The sequence below is a fragment of the Arthrobacter sp. MW3 TE3886 genome (genome assembly GCF_041262145.1).
Lineage (GTDB): Bacteria > Actinomycetota > Actinomycetes > Actinomycetales > Micrococcaceae > Arthrobacter.
The window spans coordinates 2274631-2295145 of record NZ_JBGCAN010000001.1 but is presented as its reverse complement, the minus strand read 5'-3'; the positions used below and the strand labels follow the sequence as shown (position 1 = coordinate 2295145).

Genomic DNA, 20515 nt, shown 5'->3' with positions numbered 1-20515 from the left:
CGACCTCAACAAGGAGCCAAGAACATGCAGGAACTCGGAGTTGTCCACCGCACCATCACCCGCGCAGCCGAAGCCGACGTCAAAGCCCTCTCGGCCTTCGGCGTGAGCACTATCCACGAAGCCATGGGGCGGCTGGGCCTGATGCGCCCCTACATCCGGCCCGTCTACCCCGGCGCGAAACTGTGCGGCACGGCCGTGACAGTGCTGCTGCAGCCAGGGGATAACTGGATGATGCACGTCGCCGCCGAGCAGATCCAGCCCGGCGACGTGCTGGTGGCCGCCTGCACCACCGAAAGCGAGGACGGCTTCTTCGGCGACCTGCTCGCCACGTCCCTCCAGGCACGCGGCGCGGCCGGCCTGGTGATCGACGGCGGATGCCGGGACGTGGCGGTCCTGCAGGAAATGGACTTCCCGGTATTCAGCCGCGTGATCAACTCAAAGGGCACCGTCAAAGCCACGCTAGGCTCGGTCAACATCCCCGTAGTGTGCGCCAACGCCCTGGTCAACCCGGGCGACGTCGTTGTCGCCGACGTCGACGGCGTCGTGGTTGTTCCCGCCGCACTCGCCGCCGACGTCGCCGAGGCCGCCCGCAAACGGGAAGACAACGAAGAATCCAAGCGCCAGCGGTTCGCAGCGGGCGAACTCGGCCTCGACATCTACTCCATGCGCCAGCCCCTGGAAGCCGCCGGCCTGCGGTACGTCGACTGACAGCCGAACCCCCATATCCAACATCTGACACTGAGGGAAAATGACAGCCATCCTCTCCTCCTGGGCCTCTATCGACACCGACCGCCCGGAGCGCTGGGCCAAGCAACTTGTGTCTCACCTCGGCCGGAGGAATCCTGTAGAAAACACAGCCGGGGGCGATGTGCTGTCCGTCGGAGGAGGCCAGGGTTTCGTGGGCACCAAAGATGGCGCACTGCTCCTGAGAGCGACAGCCCCCGATGCCGAATCCCTGTCACGCGTTGAAGACGTCCTTGCCCGTCACCTTGAGCGGTTCGCTGCACGCGAAGGCCTGAAGGTCGAATGGATCCGCTAAACGCCCGAAGAAGTCTTTCCCGCCTAGCTCACGCAAGTACCGGAATCTGTGCAATATCCAGCTTGGGAGCCTAGCTAGCAACACGGGGGGGGTGCACCGGCGCTCCCCCCAAACTGCCTCCTTTTCGCTTGCCTCGTAATCTTCACTGGGAGAGATAGCGCCCCGCTGGTTATCCCTCAGCTTGAACCCACTGCGTGCGAACTTCAGCTCACTACCGACGGAAAGGACGCTCCTTGCCTAAGCTTCCTTATATGGACACGCCACACAGCGCTTCCTCTCACCTCCCGCACCACGGCTACCGTCGTCCCGTTGTAGCGGATTGGCGCGAACTCATCGAAGGTGACAGCGTCCTCTTGCTCAGCACGCAAAGCAGCGCTGCCCCGGTCTCCGGAACCGTCGACGCAGTAGCCGCCGACGGCTCCCTGATATGGCTCGTGCAGGACGGATCCGCTAGCCGCCGCATGTTTCATTGCGTCGACGGCTACAAAACCTTGCTCGAACCCACCACTGCTGAGCCCATAAACTCCGCGGCATGGGACCCGCCACCGGTAACCGGTCCAGGCGTTCTTGGCTTGGGCGGACAACTGTAGCGTCGGTATACGCCCCCGCCGCGGCTAACCTCCATGTCAACAGGAGAGGACTACCTTGAGCAGCAGAGTTGCAAAGCATAACTGAGTTATAGCGTTTCTGGACAATCAGCGCCCAACAGTCGCAGATTCCTGCACGGATGGGACGTGGGACAGGTTGACCGGAAGATTATGACAACCTGGCGCCTGGAGAGGGCCTTGGGCCATGAAGGGCCTGTTCTGGAGCTTGGCTTGAGCTAGCTGGCCCGATCGAGCCGGTTTTCACGTCACTCCAAGGGCCCCGGCTGATCGATCCGAAAGCCGAAAGTCCGCTCCAACCTCGCTGTTCTGCTAATCCATTCCCCCGGGGTCGATTTTGGTCAACTGCCCTTGGCGCAGAAGTCACGGAGATCGGCAGTGGATATCGGCCGCAGCTGCCTGGGGTGCGTGACGGAGCCTGCCGCTCGAATGATTGCGGTGTCAACGTCGACCAGGAAGGCCTCGGGTGACGCATGCCGTCCGGAACCCCGATCATCCAGAAGTACCCCTGGGCCGCGGCGGAAGGTTGGCATCCAGGAGGTAAAGGTCAATGTCGTCATCGGCTCCATGCCGGTCCGCAGTGAACGGCTGCTGAACACCAGCGTGCCCGGTGTAGCCGGTGACGGTCCTGCCTTCATCCGAGCACAGATGACGGCGCAGGTTCTCCTTGCCGGCCGCCCGCCTCAGGAGCGCCCACCAAGCCGTTCCCGGGCAACTCCGCCCCGGATGCCGAGGTCGGCTTCTGGTACGTCACTCACGTGGTTACTCTTTATTGGCGGTGCGCGTGGCGCTGGCTCCACAATGACAGGACGCCGCTCCCCCTGCCGCCGGCGGAAGCTGGTAGCGGGTATTACGTCAAGCGGGGCGCGAGATTTCGGGCGAACCTTCCTGCCCCTGTTTCCACCGGGAGTGTCTAATTTTCCACAATTCGTCTGCAATCTTGAACGCGGACATTCCCGGTTCGGCTGGAACTCGTTGGCGGGCCGGCATCAGTGTGCGTATTCGTCCGCATCCTGGCGGGCGTGTCCTCCAGTGTCGAGGGCATTGATTCGGCGGATTTCTTCGGGCGTCAGTTCGAAGTCGAATATGTCGAGGTTTTCTGACTGCCGTTGCTGGTTCGAGGACTTCGGAGTCACAGCTATGTCCTGTTGGGTGTGCCATCTAAGGACGACCTGGCTTGGGGTTTTTCCATATTTGGTGGCAGCGGCGACAACGGCGGGGTGGCTGAGGAACGGTCCGCCTCGGCCGAGGGGGCTGTAGGCGCCTGTGACGATGGAGTGCGCCTGATGCAGCCTCCTGGCGTCGCCGCAGACGCGCTCCGGATTCAGTTCGATCTGGTTGACGTGCGGCGTCATTCCCTCATCAAAGAGCCGCTGCAAGTGGGCGGCCTTGAAGTTGGACGTGCCGATCGAACGGACTTTGCCCTCCCGCAACAGCGCCTCGAGTCCTTCGAAGGCTTCGACGTAGCGGTCCTGACCGGGGTCTGGCCAATGGATCAGGTAGAGGTCGATGTAGTCTACTCCCAGCCTGTCGGCGCTGGCCTCGAATGCCTCCCTCACGCCCAAGCGGCTGTGCCAATTCTTGTTGAACTTCGATGTAATGAACACATCTTCCCGACGCACGCCGCTTACACGCAGGCCGTCACCGACGCCGGCTTCATTGCCATAGCTCTCGGCGGTGTCGAAGAGCCGGTATCCGCTGTAGACGGCAGTCTTGACGGCAGAGGCTGTGGCCTCGTTGTCCATTGGCCAGGTGCCCAGACCTAGCAGAGGCATCTGAACGCCGTTGGCGAGTTCGACTGTTGGAGACGGTGTCATGCCCTCCCTCCGGTGGTCGAACGCCACGTCGACGAGGGCGCGCACTCGAATCCGTCCCGCCGGTCCTCTCGCGGATCAAGGGGCAGCATTTCTGCGGCGACTGTCGCGCCTATGGTTTCAAGGAGCGCGCCTGCGTTGGACATGCATCGGGCGAGATCGGGTTCGATATCTGCCAGCGCAAACGTTCGGATGAACCCGGCTGCTCTGAGTGTCCGGTCAGGGAGAGTGGTCCGTCCGCAGACAGCGATAACTGGGACACCGGCCTTGGCGGCCGCCTGGCTGATGCCCAGCGGTGCCTTTCCACCCAGGCTCTGGTCGTCCAGGCTTCCCTCTCCGGTGATCACGAGGGCCGCGCCACGGATACGGCAATCCAGGTCAATCATCCGGCCCACAACGTCGATGCCGGGCTCGACGCGGGCGGCCAGAACAGCCATGGCCGCGTACCCGATACCACCGGCTGCGCCGGCACCCGCCTGTTTTGCTGCGACGGCTGCCCGCGCGCCAATTTCCTCCTCGAGGACAGTGACCAGCCGGGTCAATGCGCGGTCGAGGAATTCCACATCGCTGGGGGTGGCTCCTTTTTGGGGCCCGAAAACGGCGGCGGCACCTTGTTTCCCGAGCAGCGGGTTGTCCACGTCGCTGGCAAGGACGAACCGCGCCTTCCTTAGTCTTGGGTCCAGGCCCCGCAGATCGACAGCCGCCAGATCCGCCAGCGCACCTCCGCCCGGGGCCAGTGACTGGCCCCGGGCGTCCAGAAATGTCGCTCCTAGACCGGCGAGGAGTCCTGCTCCCCCATCGGTGCATGCGCTGCCGCCGGCCCCGATGTAGATGAGTGTGCTGCCGTGGCTAAGTGCCGCCCGAATCAGTTGCCCGGTTCCCAAGCTGGTCGCTCCCAGCGCGTCGGGTACCCCGTCGGGAAGGGACGCCAAACCCGACGCCGCGGCGACCTCAATGACCGCCTCGTGGCCACGGACGGCTATGGTCGCGTTCACTGGCACACCCGTCGGCCCACTAACGGTGACGGCGTGGGCAGTGAATCCCGCCGCGACTGCCGCACCGACGGTGCCCTCTCCCCCGTCGGCAATCGCAATGGAATCCACCGTCAGGTCTGGTCGCCCGGCCAAAAGGCCGCTGGTGAGATGCCACGCGACCTCGTCCGAGTCAAGGGAGTGCTTGAATTTATCCGTAGCGATCAGTACACGCACGAGGAGTCCTATCGGGATTGTCCGGGAAAGAAAGGGTCACCTTCGGGTGGCGACGGAGTGAATCGCCACGACCGTGTGGCTAGTTGATGCCGTTGAGTGACAGCAGGCTGTTCCACCGCTCTGCCGCCAGCTGCGGCTGCTCCAATGCACCGGCGGCGTCAGCAAGACGAACGAGCTCGGACAGGTGGGGCAGACTGCGGGCTGCGTGCAGTCCCCCGATCATGCTGAACGCTGCCTGGTGGCCATTAAGCCAGCTCAGGAAAGCCACGCCGGTTTTGTAGTGGTACGTCGGAGACTCAAAGATCTTCCGGGACAGTTCTTCCGTCGGCCCCAGGATCCGGCGGTAAGAATCGGGATCTCCGGCATCCAGTGCCTGCAGGGCAGCCGATGCGGACGGACCAAGTGCTGCGAAGGCGCCGAGCAAGGCGTCGGAATGGCCGTTGGCGTCACCGGCGATCAGGTCAACGTAATTGAAATCATCGCCGGTAAACATGGTCGCCGTGGCTGGCAGGAGTTCACGGACATGGATTTCCTTGCGGGCGTCGAGCAGGCTCATCTTGATGCCCGAGACCACGCCTGCGTTGTCGGCGACGATGTCAAGGGCCGTGGTTGCCGCTTCCTGGAAGTGCTTGGACCCGAAGTAGGCATCCAGAAGGGGGTCGAAGGCGGCGCCCAGCCAGTGCAGTATGACGGGGCGGGAGGCCCGGGACAGAACTTTCGAATAGACGCGGCGGTAGTCATCGGCATCGGCGGCCGCTCGAGCCAGATGCCGGCTGGCCATCAGCACGACCCCGGCCCCCTGTTCTTCGGCAAAGTGCAGCTGACTGGTGTAGGCATCGACGACGGCATCGAGGCTGATGACCTCGTCCTCGATGTGGTCGGTGTTTACGCCGACCACAAGTGCGCCATTGACGCTGCGTGCCTCCGCCGCGCTCCGCTTGATCAATTCTCGCGTTGCTACAGGATCAAGGCCCATGTTCCGCTGCGCGGTGTCCATGGCATCGGCGACTCCCAACCCCCAGGACCACAGGTGGTGCCGGTACTGCAGAGTAGTGTCCCAGTCGATATCGGCCGGGGCCCCGGGAACGTTGTCTCCCAACTGCTTCGGCACGACATGAGCTGCGGCATACGCCGTCCGGCTTTGCAGCGGGGCCGAGGGCTTCGTGTAGGCGGGTGCCTCCCGAAGCTCGTGGCGGATCAGGCCGTTTTTGCCAACGAAAAGCGCGCTGCTCACAGTTCACATCCCAGGAATCGTGCTGTGATGAGCGCATCCTCAGCGCTCCGCGGTACAAGAAACTTCCTCGTCACTTCATCACTCCAAACATTAGTAGGTAAATGGGCGGCAGCATGGCCGGCCCCGTGCGGTAGGGCAGTCGGTATCCCGCGTCTCCGCGTCTCTGCCAGGGGTTGTGGTCGCCAGGCCGGCTCGAGGTAGCCTGTTCCTGGCGGAGGGCGGGTCAGGCCGGGCAGGGTGTCAGCGTGAGGCCGTCGGTGCACAGATGCGGTGTTCGGCACCAGGTGGCTACATCCACGAGCCATACGACGGTGCCGTCTCCCGCGAGGTCATCGACTCTTGAGCGAGTCATCCACCTGGATCCGCGCCATACGTCAACGTGTTCGCCGGGAACAAACTGGATCCAGCACATTCTGGCGGGCCAGGTGCGCGTCATTGGTTCCGGGACCCGGGGTGGTCGATGACCACGTCGCGGCTGTCCGATTTCATTTTTCCTCCAGATCATTGGCGCCCCTCCGCGGTCCCGATGGCGCGGGCGGCACGATCGGGAGGCCCGCGGCGAGCTAGGTCAGCGAGTAGCCGCCATCCACAGGGACGACGGCGCCGGTGACGTAGCGGGCGGCGTCGGAAGCGAGGAAGAGAACTACTTCGGCGACATCCGCCGGGGTTCCCAGCCGTTGGAGAGGCAGCCTCGTCATGATGGGTCCCAGGACTTCCGGTTTGGCCAGGTTGTCCTGCGTCATTGGCGTAGTGATGTAGCCGGGAGCAACTGCATTGACCCGCACACCCTGCGGGCCGAGCTCGACCGCCAACCCCCGGCTCAGCTGAACCAGGGCCGCCTTCGTCGCTCCGTACGGGACAATCCGCGGGAGAACCCGCTCAGCAGCCATCGACGTGATGTTGATTATCGACCCCTGCACACGGGACAGCGGGTCGGCCGCTGCGCGCATGAGGCGATAGACGGCGGAGAGATTGATATCCAGAAGGCGCTGCCACTCGTCTTCGTCGACATCAATGGCGTCCTTGCGCAATTGGACACCTGCCGCATTTACCAAAACATCCAGGCGCCCGGACTCTTCAGCGGCCGTATTGATCGCCTCCCGCGCGACCTCAGGCTGCCTCAGGTCCCCCACCATCCACCGGGCCCCCATGCATTCTGCAGTCTCCTGCACACGGGGATCAGCATCGATAAGAAGCACATCGGCTGTTAGCTCGCGAAAAGCCTGGGCGATGACCGATCCTATGCCGCCGGAAGCTCCCGTAACGACGACTGTGCGGCCTGAAAATTCATCCTGCTGGGAGCTCACGGTTGGTCCATTTCTGTGTCTGGGGAGTGGGTCAGCACGGGCCGACAGCCTGTCATCCACCCATGACACCACAGAAAGTAACCGGTTACAAGGGTCTTGCTCGTGGCGCCTTCCGCATAATAGGCTCTAAAGATGCCCCGAAGCGAAGGCCAGTATTTTTACTCAGAAACCGGTTACATCCCGGTGGATGAATTCTGAACCGAACAGGGATCCGGCAATTCGGGGAACCCGAAAGGCGGGCGGTCGCCAGTGGCCCTGCGAAACGAAGGGTTTGTGCTGTGGGTGGAGGGCGTGGCCCTTCGGCCTTGGCCCGGAGCCAGGACATCAGCCGTCCCGGCCACGGAGGCGCGGATGCCGGGCTTCGCCTGATTACGTATCCACAATCCATAGGAATCGGTGCAATGAACCTTGATCGCTGCAGCATCAATTCAATTACGCTCCGCGCAGCTCGCCTGCAGGAGCTTATCGATGTCGCCGTCAGCCATAGCGTGCCCGGAGTGGCCTTGTGGCGCGACGTTTATTCCGGAGCGGGAGTTGTTTCAGCCGCTAAACAGATCCGCAGTGCCGGACTCCGGGTCACCAGCGTTTGCCGGGGAGGCATGTTTCCGGCGCGCTCGGCTTCTGAACGGGCTGCGATCGCCGCGGACAACCGCCGTGCCGTCGACGAAGCACATGAACTGGACGCCGAATGCCTGGTCATGGTCTGCGGAGCGTCCACCACGAAGGACCTGGCGGCTGCTCGCGAGCAGATTGAAAGCGGGCTGCGTGGGCTTGCCCCGTACGCTGCCGACGCAGGTGTGCGACTGGCGATCGAGCCGATGCACCCGATGATGATTGCCGACAGATCAGCCATCACCTCGCTCACCGAGGCGAATGACGTCGTCGAGCGCATCGGTGCGCCAAACCTCGGAATTGCCTTGGACGCGTATCACGTATGGTGGGACGTATCCATGGCAGCGCAGATTCAGCGGGCCGGCAAGAAGTTGTTCTCGGTGCAGGTTTGCGACTGGGTCACACCCATCACTGGCCAATTGAGCAGCCGCGGCATGCCCGGCGAAGGCGTCATTGACCTTAAGGACTTCGTGTCCCAAGCCGACGGCGCCGGTTACGAGGGACTCATTGAAATTGAGGTCCTAAGCGACCGCTGGTGGTCGGAATCGCTAGAGAATGCGACCCGAGCTGCCCTCAGCGGATTTGCTGGAATATAGAGGCCCCATTTGATGGCGCAGAGGGTTGAGGAGTCAGCATGGTAGAAAGCGTGCGTCAACGGAAGCGGCAGGGCCCTAAGACCGGAGTGACCATTAAAATGGTGGCGAGGGAAGCCGGCGTGTCGACAGCTACCGTGTCCCGGGTCCTCTCGCAAACAGGATCGGTCAATCCCGATCTGGAGGAACGGGTCAGGCGCGCCGTTAAGACTCTTGGTTACCAGCCCAATGCTGCTGCCCGCGGCCTGTCCATCGGCTCATTGCGCAACATTGGGATCATCATGCCGGACATGACGAACCCCTACTTTTTTCACGTGGTTGATCAGATCACCAGAGGGGCATCCGACGATGGCTATCGCGTACTGCTCGCCAGCTCCTATGGCGATCCCGACCGTGAGCTTGCAACTGCGCTTGAACTGAGGCCCCAGGTCGACGGACTCGTACTGCTCTCCTCCCGGATCGAAGCCGCAGGGCTCAGGCAATTGGCCCGGACCGATACGCCGACCGTGCTGGTCAACCGCGTGGAGCAGGGAGTGGAGCTTCCTGTCGCCGCGGTCGACAATGTGGCCGCCACCATGCAGCTGTGCGGGCACCTTCTAGGCCTGGGGCACAAGAAGATCGTCTACCTGTCTGGCTCCGAACTTTCCTGGCAGGACCAGGAACGCTGGAAAGGCATCCAGCTCGCCCGGCACATGGGGCTGGAGGCAGTTCGGGTACAGGCCGAGGGAACCATCGAATCCTCCTATGAGGCCACCGACCGCGCGCTGGAGGCCAAACCCACTGCCATTGTTGCCTTTAACGACCTTGGCGCCCTCGGAGCCCTCTCCCGGCTGCGCGATCTGGGCATCGATGTTCCCGGGCAGATGTCGGTTACCGGTTTTGATGACATCCCCCTCGCACGCCACATCCAGCCTCATCTCACCACGGTGCACAGCCCGACGCAGGAGCTGGGCGATCTCGCCTGGTCCTTGTTATCCCAGAGGCTCTCCGGTTCTGCCACAACCGAGGTCCAGTACGCCGTAGCGGAGCTTGTGGTGAGAGATTCGACCGCCGCTGCTGCCGTCTCTAAAGTATCGATCCAGTAGGCGTTTAAAGGCTGCTTCAACCCCTGGCGAGGGTAAAAGAAGAATTTTTCCGCTTTTTACTGGATCGGTCCAGTAAAGGTGTGTAACATCATTATTGGTAACTCAGGTCACAGCGGACTTGAGAGGAGAGGCAGCAATGGCACGAGCAACACTTGCAGACGTAAGCCTTCACGCGGGCGTCTCTCGTTCAACCGCATCGCTGGTTCTCAACAACAGCCCGGAAATTCCTGAAGCTACTAAGGAACGGGTCCGCGCCTCGATGGCGGAGCTCGGTTACGTGTACAACCGGCGGGCAGCGTCCCTGCGCAATCAGAAGTCCATGGCGCTGGGACTTGTCGTCACTGAGGTCCGGAATCCTTACTTCGCGGAGCTCGCAATGACGTTGGAGGATGTAGCTTACGCCCACGGCTACGCCCTGTTCGTCTGCTACAGCCGCGATGATGTCAGTCGGCAGGATGTGCTGATCGCCAGACTCCTGGAAAGAGGCATCGACGGACTGGTCCTCCTCCCCGCCGCCGCGACGGAAGCAGCCAACATTGACCAGCTGCTGGAAGGCAGCCGCACGCCGCTCGTCCTGCTGGCCCGACATTTCGGACTCCGGCATGACTACGTCGGCGCAGACAACCGACTGGCCGGGGAGCTGCTGGGCCGCCACCTTGGCGCTCTTGGCACAAAGACTGTGGCGATGATCGGCGGGCCCGTGGGCACTTCTGCGAGCCTGGAACGGGCGGAAGGCCTGAGCGCTGGCCTGGCGGAATCCGCTGTCCGGTTCACGCCTCCCGAGCGGTACTCAAGTCCCACTACCGCGCTGGGCGGCGCGCAGGCGACCGCGGCACTGCTGGATAGGGGAACCCTTCCCGATGCCATAGTGGCCTTCAGCGATGTGACCGCTGTGGGTGTCTATGCCGAACTCAGCGCCAGAGGCCTCGAACCCGGCAGAGACGTAGCAGTGGCAGGTTTCGATGACATTCCCGGGGCTGCGCATCAGGTCCCGCCGCTGACAACGGTGGCGACGTTTCCCGCGGCGATCGGGGAAAAGTGCGCCGAACTCCTACTGCAAAGAATTGCTGAACCCAAGCCCTCAGAGCGGGACACGAAACAACACCCTCCGCACATCCTTATCACGCCGGAACTACGGATCCGGGCCTCGACAGCGTCGTGGCGTCCCCGGAACACCTCGAGCTAACACCGCGCACTAACTGCCCGACCGCCGACCCCGCTCGGCCTCACAGCACCACAACCAGGCCACCCCGACCCGGGTGCCTTATGTTGTCGCGTCCGAAAGAAGCAAGGAACATGAACAAGAAACCCATTCTGACACCGCGACAGGCAGCGGACCTGATCAACGACGATGACGTCATATCCGTCAACTCGTCCTCTGGTCTGGGCTGCCCCGACGCCGTGCTTGAAGGCATCGGGACTCGCTTTAGCGAAACAGCGAGCCCCCGCGCCCTGACGACCATCCACCCAATCGCCGCAGGAGACATGTGGGGAATCAAAGGCATCGACCATCTGGCCAAGCCTGGACTCCTGCGCCGTGTTATCGCCGGGTCCCTTCCCTCCGGGCCCTCCAGTTCAGAACCGCCGCTCATCTGGCAAATGATCGAAAAGGATGAGATCGAGGCCTACAACCTCCCCTCGGGCATCATTTATCAGATGCACCGGGCCGCCGCCGCAGGGCAGCCCGGCGTTACAAGCAAAGTAGGCCTCGGGACCTTCATTGATCCGCGCAACCAGGCCGGACGGATGAATGCCGCAACCCCGCCGGCCATCGTCGAGTTGACCGAGCGCAAAGGCGAGGAATGGCTCTTCTTCGAGGCCATTGCTCCCAACGTGGCAATCATCCGTGCAACGACGGCGGACGAGTTCGGCAACTTGACCTTCGAAGAGGAAGCATCGATGCTCGGCGCCCTGGATCTCGCCTATGCCGCTCACAACAACGGCGGCATCGTCATCGCCCAGGTTAAACGGATCGCCGAAGGCCGTACCCTGAACCCCCGGGACGTCCGCGTGCCTGGAATCCTGGTAGATGCTCTCGTCCACGCACCCGAACAGTGGCAGACCACTCAAACGCCTTACGACCCGGCCATCTCAGGACAACAACGTAGGTCGCTGAGCACGCTGCCCGCGGTGCCCTTCTCACTGGAGAAAGTCATGGCCAGAAGGGCCAGCCTCGAACTGCAGAGCGGGGAGACCGTCAATCTCGGGTTCGGCGTCGCCGCCCTCGTCCCCCACGTCCTGCTGGAAGAGAACCTTCCACAGGAAGTCAGCTGGGTCATCGAACAGGGAGCCGTGGGAGGCGTTCCGCTCCTGGACTTCGTCTTCGGAGTGTCACAAAACCCTGATGCCGTCATGCCGAGCATTGACCAGTTCACCCTTCTCCAGGGAGGAGGGTTCCACCGAACGTTCCTGTCCTTCCTGGAAATCGACCGGCGGGGAAACGTCAACGTCCACAGCCTGCCCAAACGGCGCCACGTCACGGCCGGAGTGGGCGGATTCGCGGACATCACCTCTGCAGCGTCCGACATCGTCTTCGTCGGCGCATTCACCGCTGGCCGAAAGGACATCGTCATTGAGGACGGACAGCTGAACATACGGCAGGACGGCCCCCACACCAAGTTTGTCCAAAGCGTCGACGCCATCACCTTCTCCGGACAACGGGCACTCGACAACGGCAGAAGGGTCAAATACATCACCGAACGCGCCGTGCTGGAGCTACGCCCCGAGGGGCTGACCGTCACGGAGATCGCACCCGGGGTGGACCTGGAAAGGGACGTCCTGGCCAAATCGGACTTCCCACTGCTGGTCAGCGGCGCCCTGACCACCATGGACGCAGCCCTTTTCGTCGCTGAACCCATGGGCCTCAAACTCCCCCAGGTAGCCCCACATTCGCGTCTTGAACACCTGCAGAACACGGGGAACCGATGAAACCTGTCGAATCCATGACCGGCTTGAAGAACGACCTGGGTCCGGGAACCGTGCACTTCAACCTGAACGCCGACGGAGTGGCGACGCTAACCCTTGACCGGCCACATAAACTCAACGCCCTCAGCCTTGAGCTGCTGGCAATGCTCGAGGCCTCCCTCAAGGAAATCGAGGAATCCGACGCCAGAGTGCTCGTCCTTCGAACCACAGGCGACAGAGCATTCTGCGTCGGCGCCGACATCGCGCAGTTTTCCGCCTTCACTCCCGTTCAAATGTGGAAGACCTGGATCAAGGAAGGCCACCGGATTTACCGGCAGCTGGCCAACCTCAGCCAGCCCACAATAGCTGTCATCGACGGGCCCGCTCTTGGTGGTGGCCTGGAACTGGCTCTCGCCTGCGACTTCCGGGTTGCCGGGCCTTCGGCGAGTTTTGGACTCCCCGAAGTAGGCATCGGCACCATCCCCGGATGGGGAGGAACGGAACGCCTCACGAAACTGGTCGGCGAAGGACGTGCCAAGCACCTCATCCTGACCGGTCGTCGAATCACGTCAGACACCGCGCTGGCGTGGGGGCTGGTGACCGAGACGGCCGATGCAGACTCGCTGGAGGAATCGGTGCACGCCCTGGTCGGTGACCTCCTTAGGGGAGCGCCGATAGCGCAGCAAACCGCGAAGCAGCTCATTCATGCAGCCTCCCAGGGAGCCGATTCGGCACTCCTGGAAGCGATCGCCAGCGGATTCACCACCGCTACTGCCGATTTCCGAACCGGAATGAGCAGCTTCCAAGAGAAAAAACCGGCCGTTTTCACCGGCCGCTAGAAGCCCGACCATCAACTGTTCGACTCGGCAAGATCCCTTGCCACTCACGATAGGTAATGAAAAATGTCAATTAACAGTGACGTTAAGGACGCCCCGGGAAACCCCGAACAGGTGACCCGCGGTGACCTGCGCAGGGCGGCCTGGGCAAGTTCCCTCGGCAGCGCCCTGGAGTACTACGACTTTGCGCTCTACGGCCTTGCCTCGGCGCTGATCTTCGGCCCGCTCTTTTTCCCCGGAAGCAATCCGAGCACCGGACTGATCCTCAGCTTCGGGACCTACTTCCTGGGATTCGCCATCCGCCCCCTCGGAGGCGTGATCTTTGGCCGGCTCGGTGACAGGCTCGGCCGGAAATTTGTTCTGGTCACCACGATCAGCCTGATGGGCGGCGCCAGCACGCTGATCGGCTTCCTCCCGACGTACAACGGCGCCGCAGGCGACTGGTTCCATACCGGCGCTGGCATCTTCGCACCGATCCTCCTCATCATCCTCCGTCTCCTCCAGGGACTCGGTGCGGGAGCCGAAATGGCCGGGGCATCGATCCTGATGACTGAATACGCGCCCCGCAGGGAACGAGGATTCTGGGCCGCCCTGCCCTTCATGGGAGTTCAGCTCGGAACCGTAGTGGCAGCGCTGGTGTATTTCCTGCTGGTCAACGCCAACCAAACGACAAAGATCACGGAGACCTGGCTCTGGCGGGTGCCCTTCCTGGCCAGCATCATCATTCTTATTGTGGCTATCTTCATCCGGCTCAAGCTCAAAGAATCTCCGACCTTCAAGAAGCTCGCAGCACACCACATGATCGCAGACAAGCCAGTCCGGACACTCTTCAAGAATTCCCGCAGGACAATCTGGCGCGGCATTGGGCTGCGGATGGCAGAGAACGGGTCATCTTCCATTTACCAGGCCCTCGCCGTTGCCTACATCACCAGCGCAGCTGTCGGCGTGACGGGACCCATCGGAGCTTTGTCGCTGGTGTTCGCCGCCTCTCTCGGCGCCATCGTCGTCCCGATCGCCGGCAAGCTCTCCGATCACTTTGGACGCGTCAAGACATACCGCGGCTTCGCGATCTTTCAGCTCATCGCCGCATTCCCCATCTGGTTTGTCCTGAGCCTCGGAGACACGGTCTCGACCATCATCGTCATTTCCCTCGGTCTCGGAATCGGCACGTGGGGCATGTTCGGATCTCAGAGCGCCTTCATGTCAGAACTCTTCAGCGCACGTCAGCGCTACCTCGGCGTCTCTGTTGCCCGCGAGATCTCCGCAGTCCTCTCAGGCGGTATCGCCCCCTTGATCGGCGCATGGATCATTTCCCTGGTCGTCACCGCAGACGGCGGGGCGAAGGTCCCCGGAGCCGGGCAGGGCTCATGGATTCCGATCGCCTCTTACCTCGCACTGCTCACCGTCATCACCATCGTTGCGACCTTCTTCACTCCCGAAACCATCGGCCGCGACCTGGACAGCATCAAAGATGCTGTCGACGACCCTGCAACGGTGGAAGGCCACCACAAAGCCGACTACACAACGGCACGGTCGGCCGTGTAGGAAACCGGGCGGCTCAAGCGGCGCCTAACGGCTGCCCACATCCCAAGTAGCCCGGACAAATCTCTTGGCTCTGAGTCCGGCGGCGGTCATTGTTCAATGGCGGTCGCCGGACGGGCTGCTTAACGCTCTATCGCCGGGGCGAGGTCGCGCGGTCCGGTCATGGATTCCATTCCAAGGAGCCGCACCATCAGGCAGACCAGACACTATTCCCTCTACGTGCCTGAATGCCCTCAGCGTTCGAGTCCACCGCGTTCCAGGGTTTTGCGTTGCCGCCCTGTCTGGCCATCTTCGAAGTCATGGCCAGCGAGGGTTTCCGCGCCACTGCCGCCGTCGCCGGCGCGCCTTGCTGCTCTCCCGGGGGCGTTCGGCCACGGAGTCTCCGGGACGACATCGGTACGACCGTCGGCGTACCGGGGGGGCGCACGGGCAGGCATTCCTGGGGCGCGCGGCGGACGAATTCAGCTTCATGGCGCCACATCACGAAGGTGGGGACGGCTCGGCAATGTACTCCCTGCCGGAACGAGGCGGGGACTTGTCCATGGGGGAAATCGTCAGGCGACGGGCTGACTTGTCCATGGGGGAAATCGTCAGGCGACGGGCTGACTTCTCCAGGAGGGGAGGCTCGCAGATGCGCGCCCGAACGCTGGGGCTGGGGTCGCGGGTGATCGGCGCGCTACCCGTCGGGAGTGGGCACAGCGACTGGTCGCAGACGGCCAGTCGCTAAAGTCAGCGCTGCCTGGTCCCACTGGCGGGCCCAGCTTCAAACTTCACGCTCTTCGCGGCCGCCATTGCGCCGTCGACGCCCGGACTCGGAGGACAGTTCGCACACGAGACTGCCGCGGCGGCTCCTGAGGACTCTGCAGGCGCCACAGCATCGTTTCGGCCGCCACCTCGCCGAGTTTTCCATCAAGTGTCCCAACAGAGGTGAGAGTGGGAAACAGTGCGGATGCCAAAGGAATGTCGTCGAATCCGATGACCGCGATGTCCCTTCCTGGCTCGATGTTCCGTCTCCGCAGCTCAACATACACTCCGAGCGCTACGGCATCGCTGTGGGCCACAATAACGTCGGGGAGCATTCCATGGTCGAGTGCGAAGGCCGTCCCATAGGAACCTCCATCGAGGTTGTTCTTAGTTACGACCGCCTCATTCTCGGAAAATCTGACCTGTAGTCCCTCAAGGCCCGATGTGATGCCGCGGAGACGTTCTTGGCGTGCGGCGGAACCTTCCGGTGCCCCTATGAAAAGAGCGGATTTCGCGCCGATCGCAGCGATGTGAGCCGCTACATCTTTGCCTGCTTGTATGTTGTCGAGGCCCACATAATCGAACTCGTCGCTGAAGGACCGGACTAGTTGCACTATGGGTACGTTGCCAGCATCCACCGCCACTTGGCCAGTTGTTCCCAGCGATGGCTGGAGCAGGATACCGTCCACCCGCCGTTGGGCCATTGTCGTGATGAGTTCTTGCTGATCGAGTGGATCGTCATGGCTGTATCCGACGAGCAACGTATATCCAGCTTTGCGGGCCACACTCTCGATCGACATTGTTACTTGCGCGAAGAAGGGGTTTTGGATGTCGGTCGCAACAAAACCCAAGAGCATCGTCTGCTGCTGCCGCATGCCTGCGGCGTGCCGGTTGTAAACGTAGCCAAGTTCGGCCATTGACAACTTAACGCGCTTGCTGGTTTCGGAGGCCACACGTTGACTGCCGCGCGCTACCAGTGAGACCGTGGCCCGCGACACGCCAGCGTGTTTTCCCACATCTTCGAGAGTGACGTCTGCCATTCGTTGCTGTTATCCGTTCAGGAGCCAAATATCTTGAATTGAGCTTAGCACCATCCACTTGCTTGTAGATTGATCCACAACGTAGACGAAATCTTGCAGACTAGAAAACAGGCCGCGTTTAAAGGGTTTTCTCGGTTTGATGCCGTCCTGGCACGACGGCGGGCCGCCTCGAATCACGGATGTTGCGGTGTTTAATGTAGATTGATCTACATCAAACCCGGCGGACTGACGCTTCGAGGTTTCTAAGGCATTCAATGAGGAGTGAAGTGGTGTCATCAGCAACAACAGATATGTCTTTGGATCCAACAGGGCCCCTCGACTCAGCCGCCCACAAGGGCCTGCGCCGAGTCGTGGGAGCCGCGATGGTGGGTGCGGTGGCCGAGTGGTACGAGTTTTTTTTGTATGGAAGCGCCACGGCGCTGGTATTTGGGGCTCAGTTCTTCCGGCAGACAGGCAACGCTACTGATGGCATCATCGCGGCGTTCGCTCTGTACGGCGTTGGGTTTCTGGCACGCCCGATCGGTGGCCTTGTCTTTGGCCACTTCGGCGACAAATATGGGCGGAAGACGCTTCTCCAGGTAAGCCTGACAATCGTAGGTCTTACGACCTTCCTGATGGGCTGCCTCCCTACCTACGATCAAATCGGCATGTGGGCCCCAGTGCTGCTCGTAGCTCTGCGACTCTTTCAGGGCTTCGGGTTCGGCGGAGAATGGGGCGGCGCAACACTGATCGTCAGCGAACACGCCCCGGCTAACAGGCGCGGTCTGTGGAGCGCATGGCCCCAATCCGGGGTCCCTCTGGGAAACATCCTCGCGACGCTCGTCCTTCTACTTTTGTCTTCGACCCTTACAGAGAGCGATTTTCTTAGCTGGGGGTGGCGGGTTGCATTCTGGCTTTCCGCGGTGGTCGTTGCAGTCGGTTACTACATCCGCGCGAAGGTCGACGATGCTCCCATCTTTAAAGAGGCGCAGGAGAAGGCGGCCCGGGATAAGAAGAGCCAGCTCGGAATCGTGGAAGTGCTCAAGCATCACAAGAAGCACGTGGCCATCGGCATCGGCGCCCGGTTTGCCGAGAACATCCTGTACTACCTGGCAATCACGTTCTCCCTGACCTATTTGAAGACGGCCGTCCATATGGACACATCCCGCATCCTGCTGCTGATGCTGGGCGCCCATGTCCTTCACTTCTTCCTCTTTCCCCTGATGGGCCTGGCGTCGGACAAATTTGGGCGACGCCCCGTCTTCCTCATCGGCTGCGTCCTGACCGCGGCCTGGGGTTTCATCGGCTTCCCGCTCATGAACACCGGAACCGACGTTGGAGTTCTGACCGCAGTCGTGCTGGCCATGGCAATCAACTCGATGGTCACTTCGCCCTACGCATCCATGATGACGGAGATGTTCCCCACAAGGATCAGATACACGGCGCTGTCGCTGTGCTACCAGTTCGCACCCATCGTCGCCGGAGGGTTCGCCCCGCTGATCGCACTCGCACTCCTGCAACAGTTCGACTCGTATGTTCCGGTCGCGCTCTATCTGGTAGCGGCCGCGGCAATCACGTTCGTTTCGATCCTCTTCGTTCGAGAAACGCGCGGAGTGGATCTCCGCGAGGTGGACCGGCGCCTCGACTCGCATTCATAGTTCAGCCCAGACGGCGCCCCAGAACAGAAGCTCTGGGGCGCCGTCCAGGCGTACCATCCACCACCGCCACGGCGGTCTGCTTCGACGGAGATGTAGTAGTGACGAACTCAGTGCCCATGATGACTTTTGGTGCAGAGCAGGTTCCGGTAATGACAGTTTCCACCGTGATCGTCGGGACCGGATCGGCAGGCTTCTGCGCTGCTGACCGACTGTGGGAATTAGGCTGTGACGACATCGTCATGGTGGCCGACAAGGTGCGGGCGGGCGCTTCCCGTAACGCGGGTTCAGACAAGCAGACGTACTACAAGCTCACACTGTCTGGAAATGACCAGGACTCTGTGCGGGAGATGGCAGAGACTCTCTTCTCTGGCGGTGCCATGGACGGAGACAACGCACTGGCCGAAGCCGCCCTGAGTGCCAGGAGCTTTATCCGGCTCTGCGATTTGGGAGTGCCATTCCCTCAGAACCGCTACGGCGAGTTCATTGGATACAAGACGGATCACGATCCCCGCCAGAGGGCCACATCAGTCGGCCCGTATACCAGCCGGACTATGGTGGAACAGCTTGAGAAGAAAGTCCAGCGAAATGGCACGCAGATTTTCGGTGAGTGCCGTGTGGTCGACGTCGTGGTGCTCCCCGACGCCGAAGGTGGTAGTCGGGTGGCAGGCCTGCTGGTCCTACGGACAAACGTATCCCTGGACTCAGGTGATAGTCCGTTCCTCTTCTTCAAATGCCAAAACATTGTGTATGCAACCGGCGGACCGGCCGGCATCTATTCGACGAGCGTTTTTCCAAACGGGCAATGGGGCGCATCAGGCGCCGCTCTTCGGGCAGGAGTGCACGGAAAAAATCTGACGGAATGGCAGTTCGGTCTCGGGTCGATCAAGCCGCGCTGGAATGTCTCCGGAACCTACATGCAGGCCGTTCCCCGCTTTGTCTCCACCGACGCCGACGGGAACGACGAACGCGAATTCCTTACCGAAACGATCGAAGACTATGGACGACTGATTTCACTTGTGTTCCTCAAGGGCTATCAATGGCCGTTCGACGCTCGGAAGGCAGCGGACGGATCCTCGTTGATCGACCTGCTCGTGTACCGCGAAACCGTGCTTCGTGGCCGTCGGGTGTTCCTCGACTTCCGGCAAAATCCCGTTCGGGAATCGTTCGACCACATCGAACTGCAACCTGAGGCCCACGAGTATCTCCGCTGCGCAGACGCTCTGTTCGGCACACCTATCGAGCGGTTGAGGCGTATGAACGAGCCGGCATACCGGTTCTACCTCGACAGGAATCCATATATCGATCTTGAGAAGCACATGCTCGAAGTTGATGTGTGCGCCCAGCACAATAACGGAGGACTGACCGTCGACGCTTGGTGGCAGTCGAATGTGCGAGGATTCTTCCCTGTAGGTGAAGCCGCAGGCTCCCATGGCGTCTACCGTCCTGGCGGTGCTGCCCTGAACAGCGGACAGGTGGGTGCAACGCGGGCCTCGCAGTACATCGCGGCCGGCAGGGACATGCCGGTGCTCACAGATACGGAATTCGTCGATGCTGCAGCGCCGATACTCCGTGAAGCGCAGAACCTCATGAAGTTGGCGACACAGCGGGCGCAACAGGGAATACCGGACAACACCGGTGACCTCCTGTCACGAGTCCAAGTGCTCATGAGCGAAAAGGCCGGACCGGTGAGGTCAAACACGTCAATCCCCGAAGCACTCGAGAAGATCGACGATTGGATGAGGAGCTACTCGGACGTAGTATCGGCAGACGGGTCATCTCGGAGGTCTATCAGCCGGACGTTCCTTGTCAGGGACATTCTCACAACGGCCTATGTCTACCTGTCGGCAATGGCCGACTATGTTGCCCATGATGGTCACTCACGTGGATCTGTCATCTATTCGGATCCCAGGGGATCGCTCCCGCGCAAGGGATACGGCTCCGAGCCGGACGAAGAGCTGCAGCTGCCGGAAATCTTCAGGTTCCTGCTTGATAACGGCGCTCTAGATGACCGCATACAGGAAACGGTATTCCTTGACGGACAGGTTCCCCAGCCTGGCGAAGCGACGATCTCCGCCGGCGACAGCGGAAACGGTCCCGCCGAACCCGATCTGCGGCGGACGCCCGGCAAAGTGGCGTTCCACTGGAGGGCGCGCCGTCCGATTCCGGAACCGGATCATTTTTTTGAGAACGTCTGGAGAGACTTTCGGACCAACGGCAATGTCTACTGAACCGTCGCTGCCGTACGAGCCGATCACCGGCCCAGCCGCAGTGCCCATCGCGGCCTTGCCGATATCTAAGCGAGACTCACCCCCGAA

The 20515-nt window shown here is 61.7% G+C and carries 16 protein-coding genes and 1 pseudogene; 10 read left to right on the top strand and 7 right to left on the bottom strand.

The features are described from left to right. The first annotated feature begins 24 nt into the window (after positions 1–24). Both ligK and ABH915_RS10380 read left to right on the top strand, forming a co-directional pair. Positions 25–708, top strand: coding sequence for a 4-carboxy-4-hydroxy-2-oxoadipate aldolase/oxaloacetate decarboxylase (ligK, locus tag ABH915_RS10385; RefSeq protein ID WP_370120721.1), 684 nt, complete (start codon positions 25–27; stop codon positions 706–708). A gap of 40 nt (positions 709–748) precedes the next feature. Next, complete coding sequence (locus ABH915_RS10380) at positions 749–1039, top strand: DUF2218 domain-containing protein (RefSeq protein WP_370120718.1); 291 nt, start codon at positions 749–751, stop codon at positions 1037–1039. 1097 nt (positions 1040–2136) lie between these two features. Here the strand turns inward: ABH915_RS10380 and ABH915_RS10375 are convergent. From ABH915_RS10375 to ABH915_RS10350, 6 genes and pseudogenes are all read right to left on the bottom strand, one after another. Then, a pseudogene (locus ABH915_RS10375) lies at positions 2137–2343 on the bottom strand (DUF5956 family protein); the annotation flags it as partial. Positions 2344–2633: 290 nt separating this feature from the next. Then, the gene (locus ABH915_RS10370) at positions 2634–3506 is read right to left on the bottom strand and encodes an aldo/keto reductase (RefSeq protein ID WP_370120716.1); all 873 of its coding nucleotides are present in this window, start codon (positions 3504–3506) and stop codon (positions 2634–2636) included. Beyond that, a complete protein-coding gene (locus ABH915_RS10365; RefSeq protein ID WP_370120713.1) occupies positions 3458–4666 on the bottom strand; it encodes a glycerate kinase in 1209 nt (402 codons plus the stop codon). Before ABH915_RS10365 ends, ABH915_RS10370 begins: the two co-directional genes overlap by 49 nt. Before the next feature lie 79 nt (positions 4667–4745). Further along, positions 4746–5900 carry a dihydrodipicolinate synthase family protein gene (locus ABH915_RS10360; protein ID WP_370120710.1) on the bottom strand — a complete coding sequence of 385 codons (1155 nt, stop codon included), beginning with the start codon at positions 5898–5900 and terminating at the stop codon, positions 4746–4748. Positions 5901–6123: 223 nt separating this feature from the next. Continuing rightward, entirely contained in the window at positions 6124–6252 is a 129-nt protein-coding gene (locus ABH915_RS10355; RefSeq protein WP_370120707.1) for a hypothetical protein, read from the bottom strand. 211 nt (positions 6253–6463) lie between these two features. Continuing rightward, a complete protein-coding gene (locus tag ABH915_RS10350) occupies positions 6464–7207 on the bottom strand; it encodes an SDR family NAD(P)-dependent oxidoreductase (protein WP_370120704.1) in 744 nt (247 codons plus the stop codon). Between the two features lie 401 nt (positions 7208–7608). Here ABH915_RS10350 and ABH915_RS10345 point away from each other — a divergent pair, with 401 nt between their 5' ends. From ABH915_RS10345 to ABH915_RS10320, 6 genes are all read left to right on the top strand, one after another. Then, a complete protein-coding gene (locus tag ABH915_RS10345; RefSeq protein WP_370120701.1) occupies positions 7609–8415 on the top strand; it encodes a sugar phosphate isomerase/epimerase family protein in 807 nt (268 codons plus the stop codon). Between the two features lie 38 nt (positions 8416–8453). After that, entirely contained in the window at positions 8454–9497 is a 1044-nt protein-coding gene (locus ABH915_RS10340) for a LacI family DNA-binding transcriptional regulator (protein WP_370120698.1), read from the top strand. Positions 9498–9633: 136 nt separating this feature from the next. Next, on the top strand, positions 9634–10683 hold the full coding sequence (locus ABH915_RS10335) for a LacI family DNA-binding transcriptional regulator (RefSeq protein WP_370120696.1): 1050 nt from the start codon (positions 9634–9636) through the stop codon (positions 10681–10683). Between the two features lie 110 nt (positions 10684–10793). Next, positions 10794–12425, top strand: a complete 1632-nt coding sequence (locus ABH915_RS10330) for an acyl CoA:acetate/3-ketoacid CoA transferase (protein WP_370120693.1) — start codon at positions 10794–10796, stop codon at positions 12423–12425. Further along, a complete protein-coding gene (locus tag ABH915_RS10325) occupies positions 12422–13240 on the top strand; it encodes an enoyl-CoA hydratase/isomerase family protein (protein ID WP_370120691.1) in 819 nt (272 codons plus the stop codon). The genes ABH915_RS10330 and ABH915_RS10325 overlap by 4 nt, the downstream gene beginning before the upstream one ends. A gap of 63 nt (positions 13241–13303) precedes the next feature. Next, a complete protein-coding gene (locus ABH915_RS10320) occupies positions 13304–14782 on the top strand; it encodes an MFS transporter (protein ID WP_370120688.1) in 1479 nt (492 codons plus the stop codon). A gap of 767 nt (positions 14783–15549) precedes the next feature. Here the strand turns inward: ABH915_RS10320 and ABH915_RS10315 are convergent. Further along, complete coding sequence (locus ABH915_RS10315) at positions 15550–16563, bottom strand: LacI family DNA-binding transcriptional regulator (RefSeq protein WP_370120685.1); 1014 nt, start codon at positions 16561–16563, stop codon at positions 15550–15552. Between the two features lie 269 nt (positions 16564–16832). On the opposite strand from ABH915_RS10315, the gene ABH915_RS10310 reads away from it, so the two are divergent. Both ABH915_RS10310 and ABH915_RS10305 read left to right on the top strand, forming a co-directional pair. Next, the gene (locus tag ABH915_RS10310) at positions 16833–18200 is read left to right on the top strand and encodes an MFS transporter (protein WP_370120682.1); all 1368 of its coding nucleotides are present in this window, start codon (positions 16833–16835) and stop codon (positions 18198–18200) included. Positions 18201–18349: 149 nt separating this feature from the next. Continuing rightward, on the top strand, positions 18350–20428 hold the full coding sequence (locus tag ABH915_RS10305) for an FAD-binding protein (RefSeq protein WP_370120679.1): 2079 nt from the start codon (positions 18350–18352) through the stop codon (positions 20426–20428). The last annotated feature ends 87 nt before the right edge of the window (positions 20429–20515 follow it).

What these genes read in the sequence shown, in the direction of transcription:
- ABH915_RS10315 (WP_370120685.1), bottom strand. Translation starts at nt 16,563, where the DNA reads ATGGCAGACGTCACTCTCGAAGATGTGGGAAAACACGCTGGCGTGTCG.
- ABH915_RS10335 (WP_370120696.1), top strand. Translation starts at nt 9,634, where the DNA reads ATGGCACGAGCAACACTTGCAGACGTAAGCCTTCACGCGGGCGTCTCT.
- ligK (WP_370120721.1), top strand. Translation starts at nt 25, where the DNA reads ATGCAGGAACTCGGAGTTGTCCACCGCACCATCACCCGCGCAGCCGAA.
- ABH915_RS10345 (WP_370120701.1), top strand. Translation starts at nt 7,609, where the DNA reads ATGAACCTTGATCGCTGCAGCATCAATTCAATTACGCTCCGCGCAGCT.
- ABH915_RS10330 (WP_370120693.1), top strand. Translation starts at nt 10,794, where the DNA reads ATGAACAAGAAACCCATTCTGACACCGCGACAGGCAGCGGACCTGATC.
- ABH915_RS10355 (WP_370120707.1), bottom strand. Translation starts at nt 6,252, where the DNA reads ATGACTCGCTCAAGAGTCGATGACCTCGCGGGAGACGGCACCGTCGTA.
- ABH915_RS10325 (WP_370120691.1), top strand. Translation starts at nt 12,422, where the DNA reads ATGAAACCTGTCGAATCCATGACCGGCTTGAAGAACGACCTGGGTCCG.
- ABH915_RS10305 (WP_370120679.1), top strand. Translation starts at nt 18,350, where the DNA reads ATGACAGTTTCCACCGTGATCGTCGGGACCGGATCGGCAGGCTTCTGC.
- ABH915_RS10340 (WP_370120698.1), top strand. Translation starts at nt 8,454, where the DNA reads ATGGTAGAAAGCGTGCGTCAACGGAAGCGGCAGGGCCCTAAGACCGGA.
- ABH915_RS10320 (WP_370120688.1), top strand. Translation starts at nt 13,304, where the DNA reads ATGTCAATTAACAGTGACGTTAAGGACGCCCCGGGAAACCCCGAACAG.
- ABH915_RS10380 (WP_370120718.1), top strand. Translation starts at nt 749, where the DNA reads ATGACAGCCATCCTCTCCTCCTGGGCCTCTATCGACACCGACCGCCCG.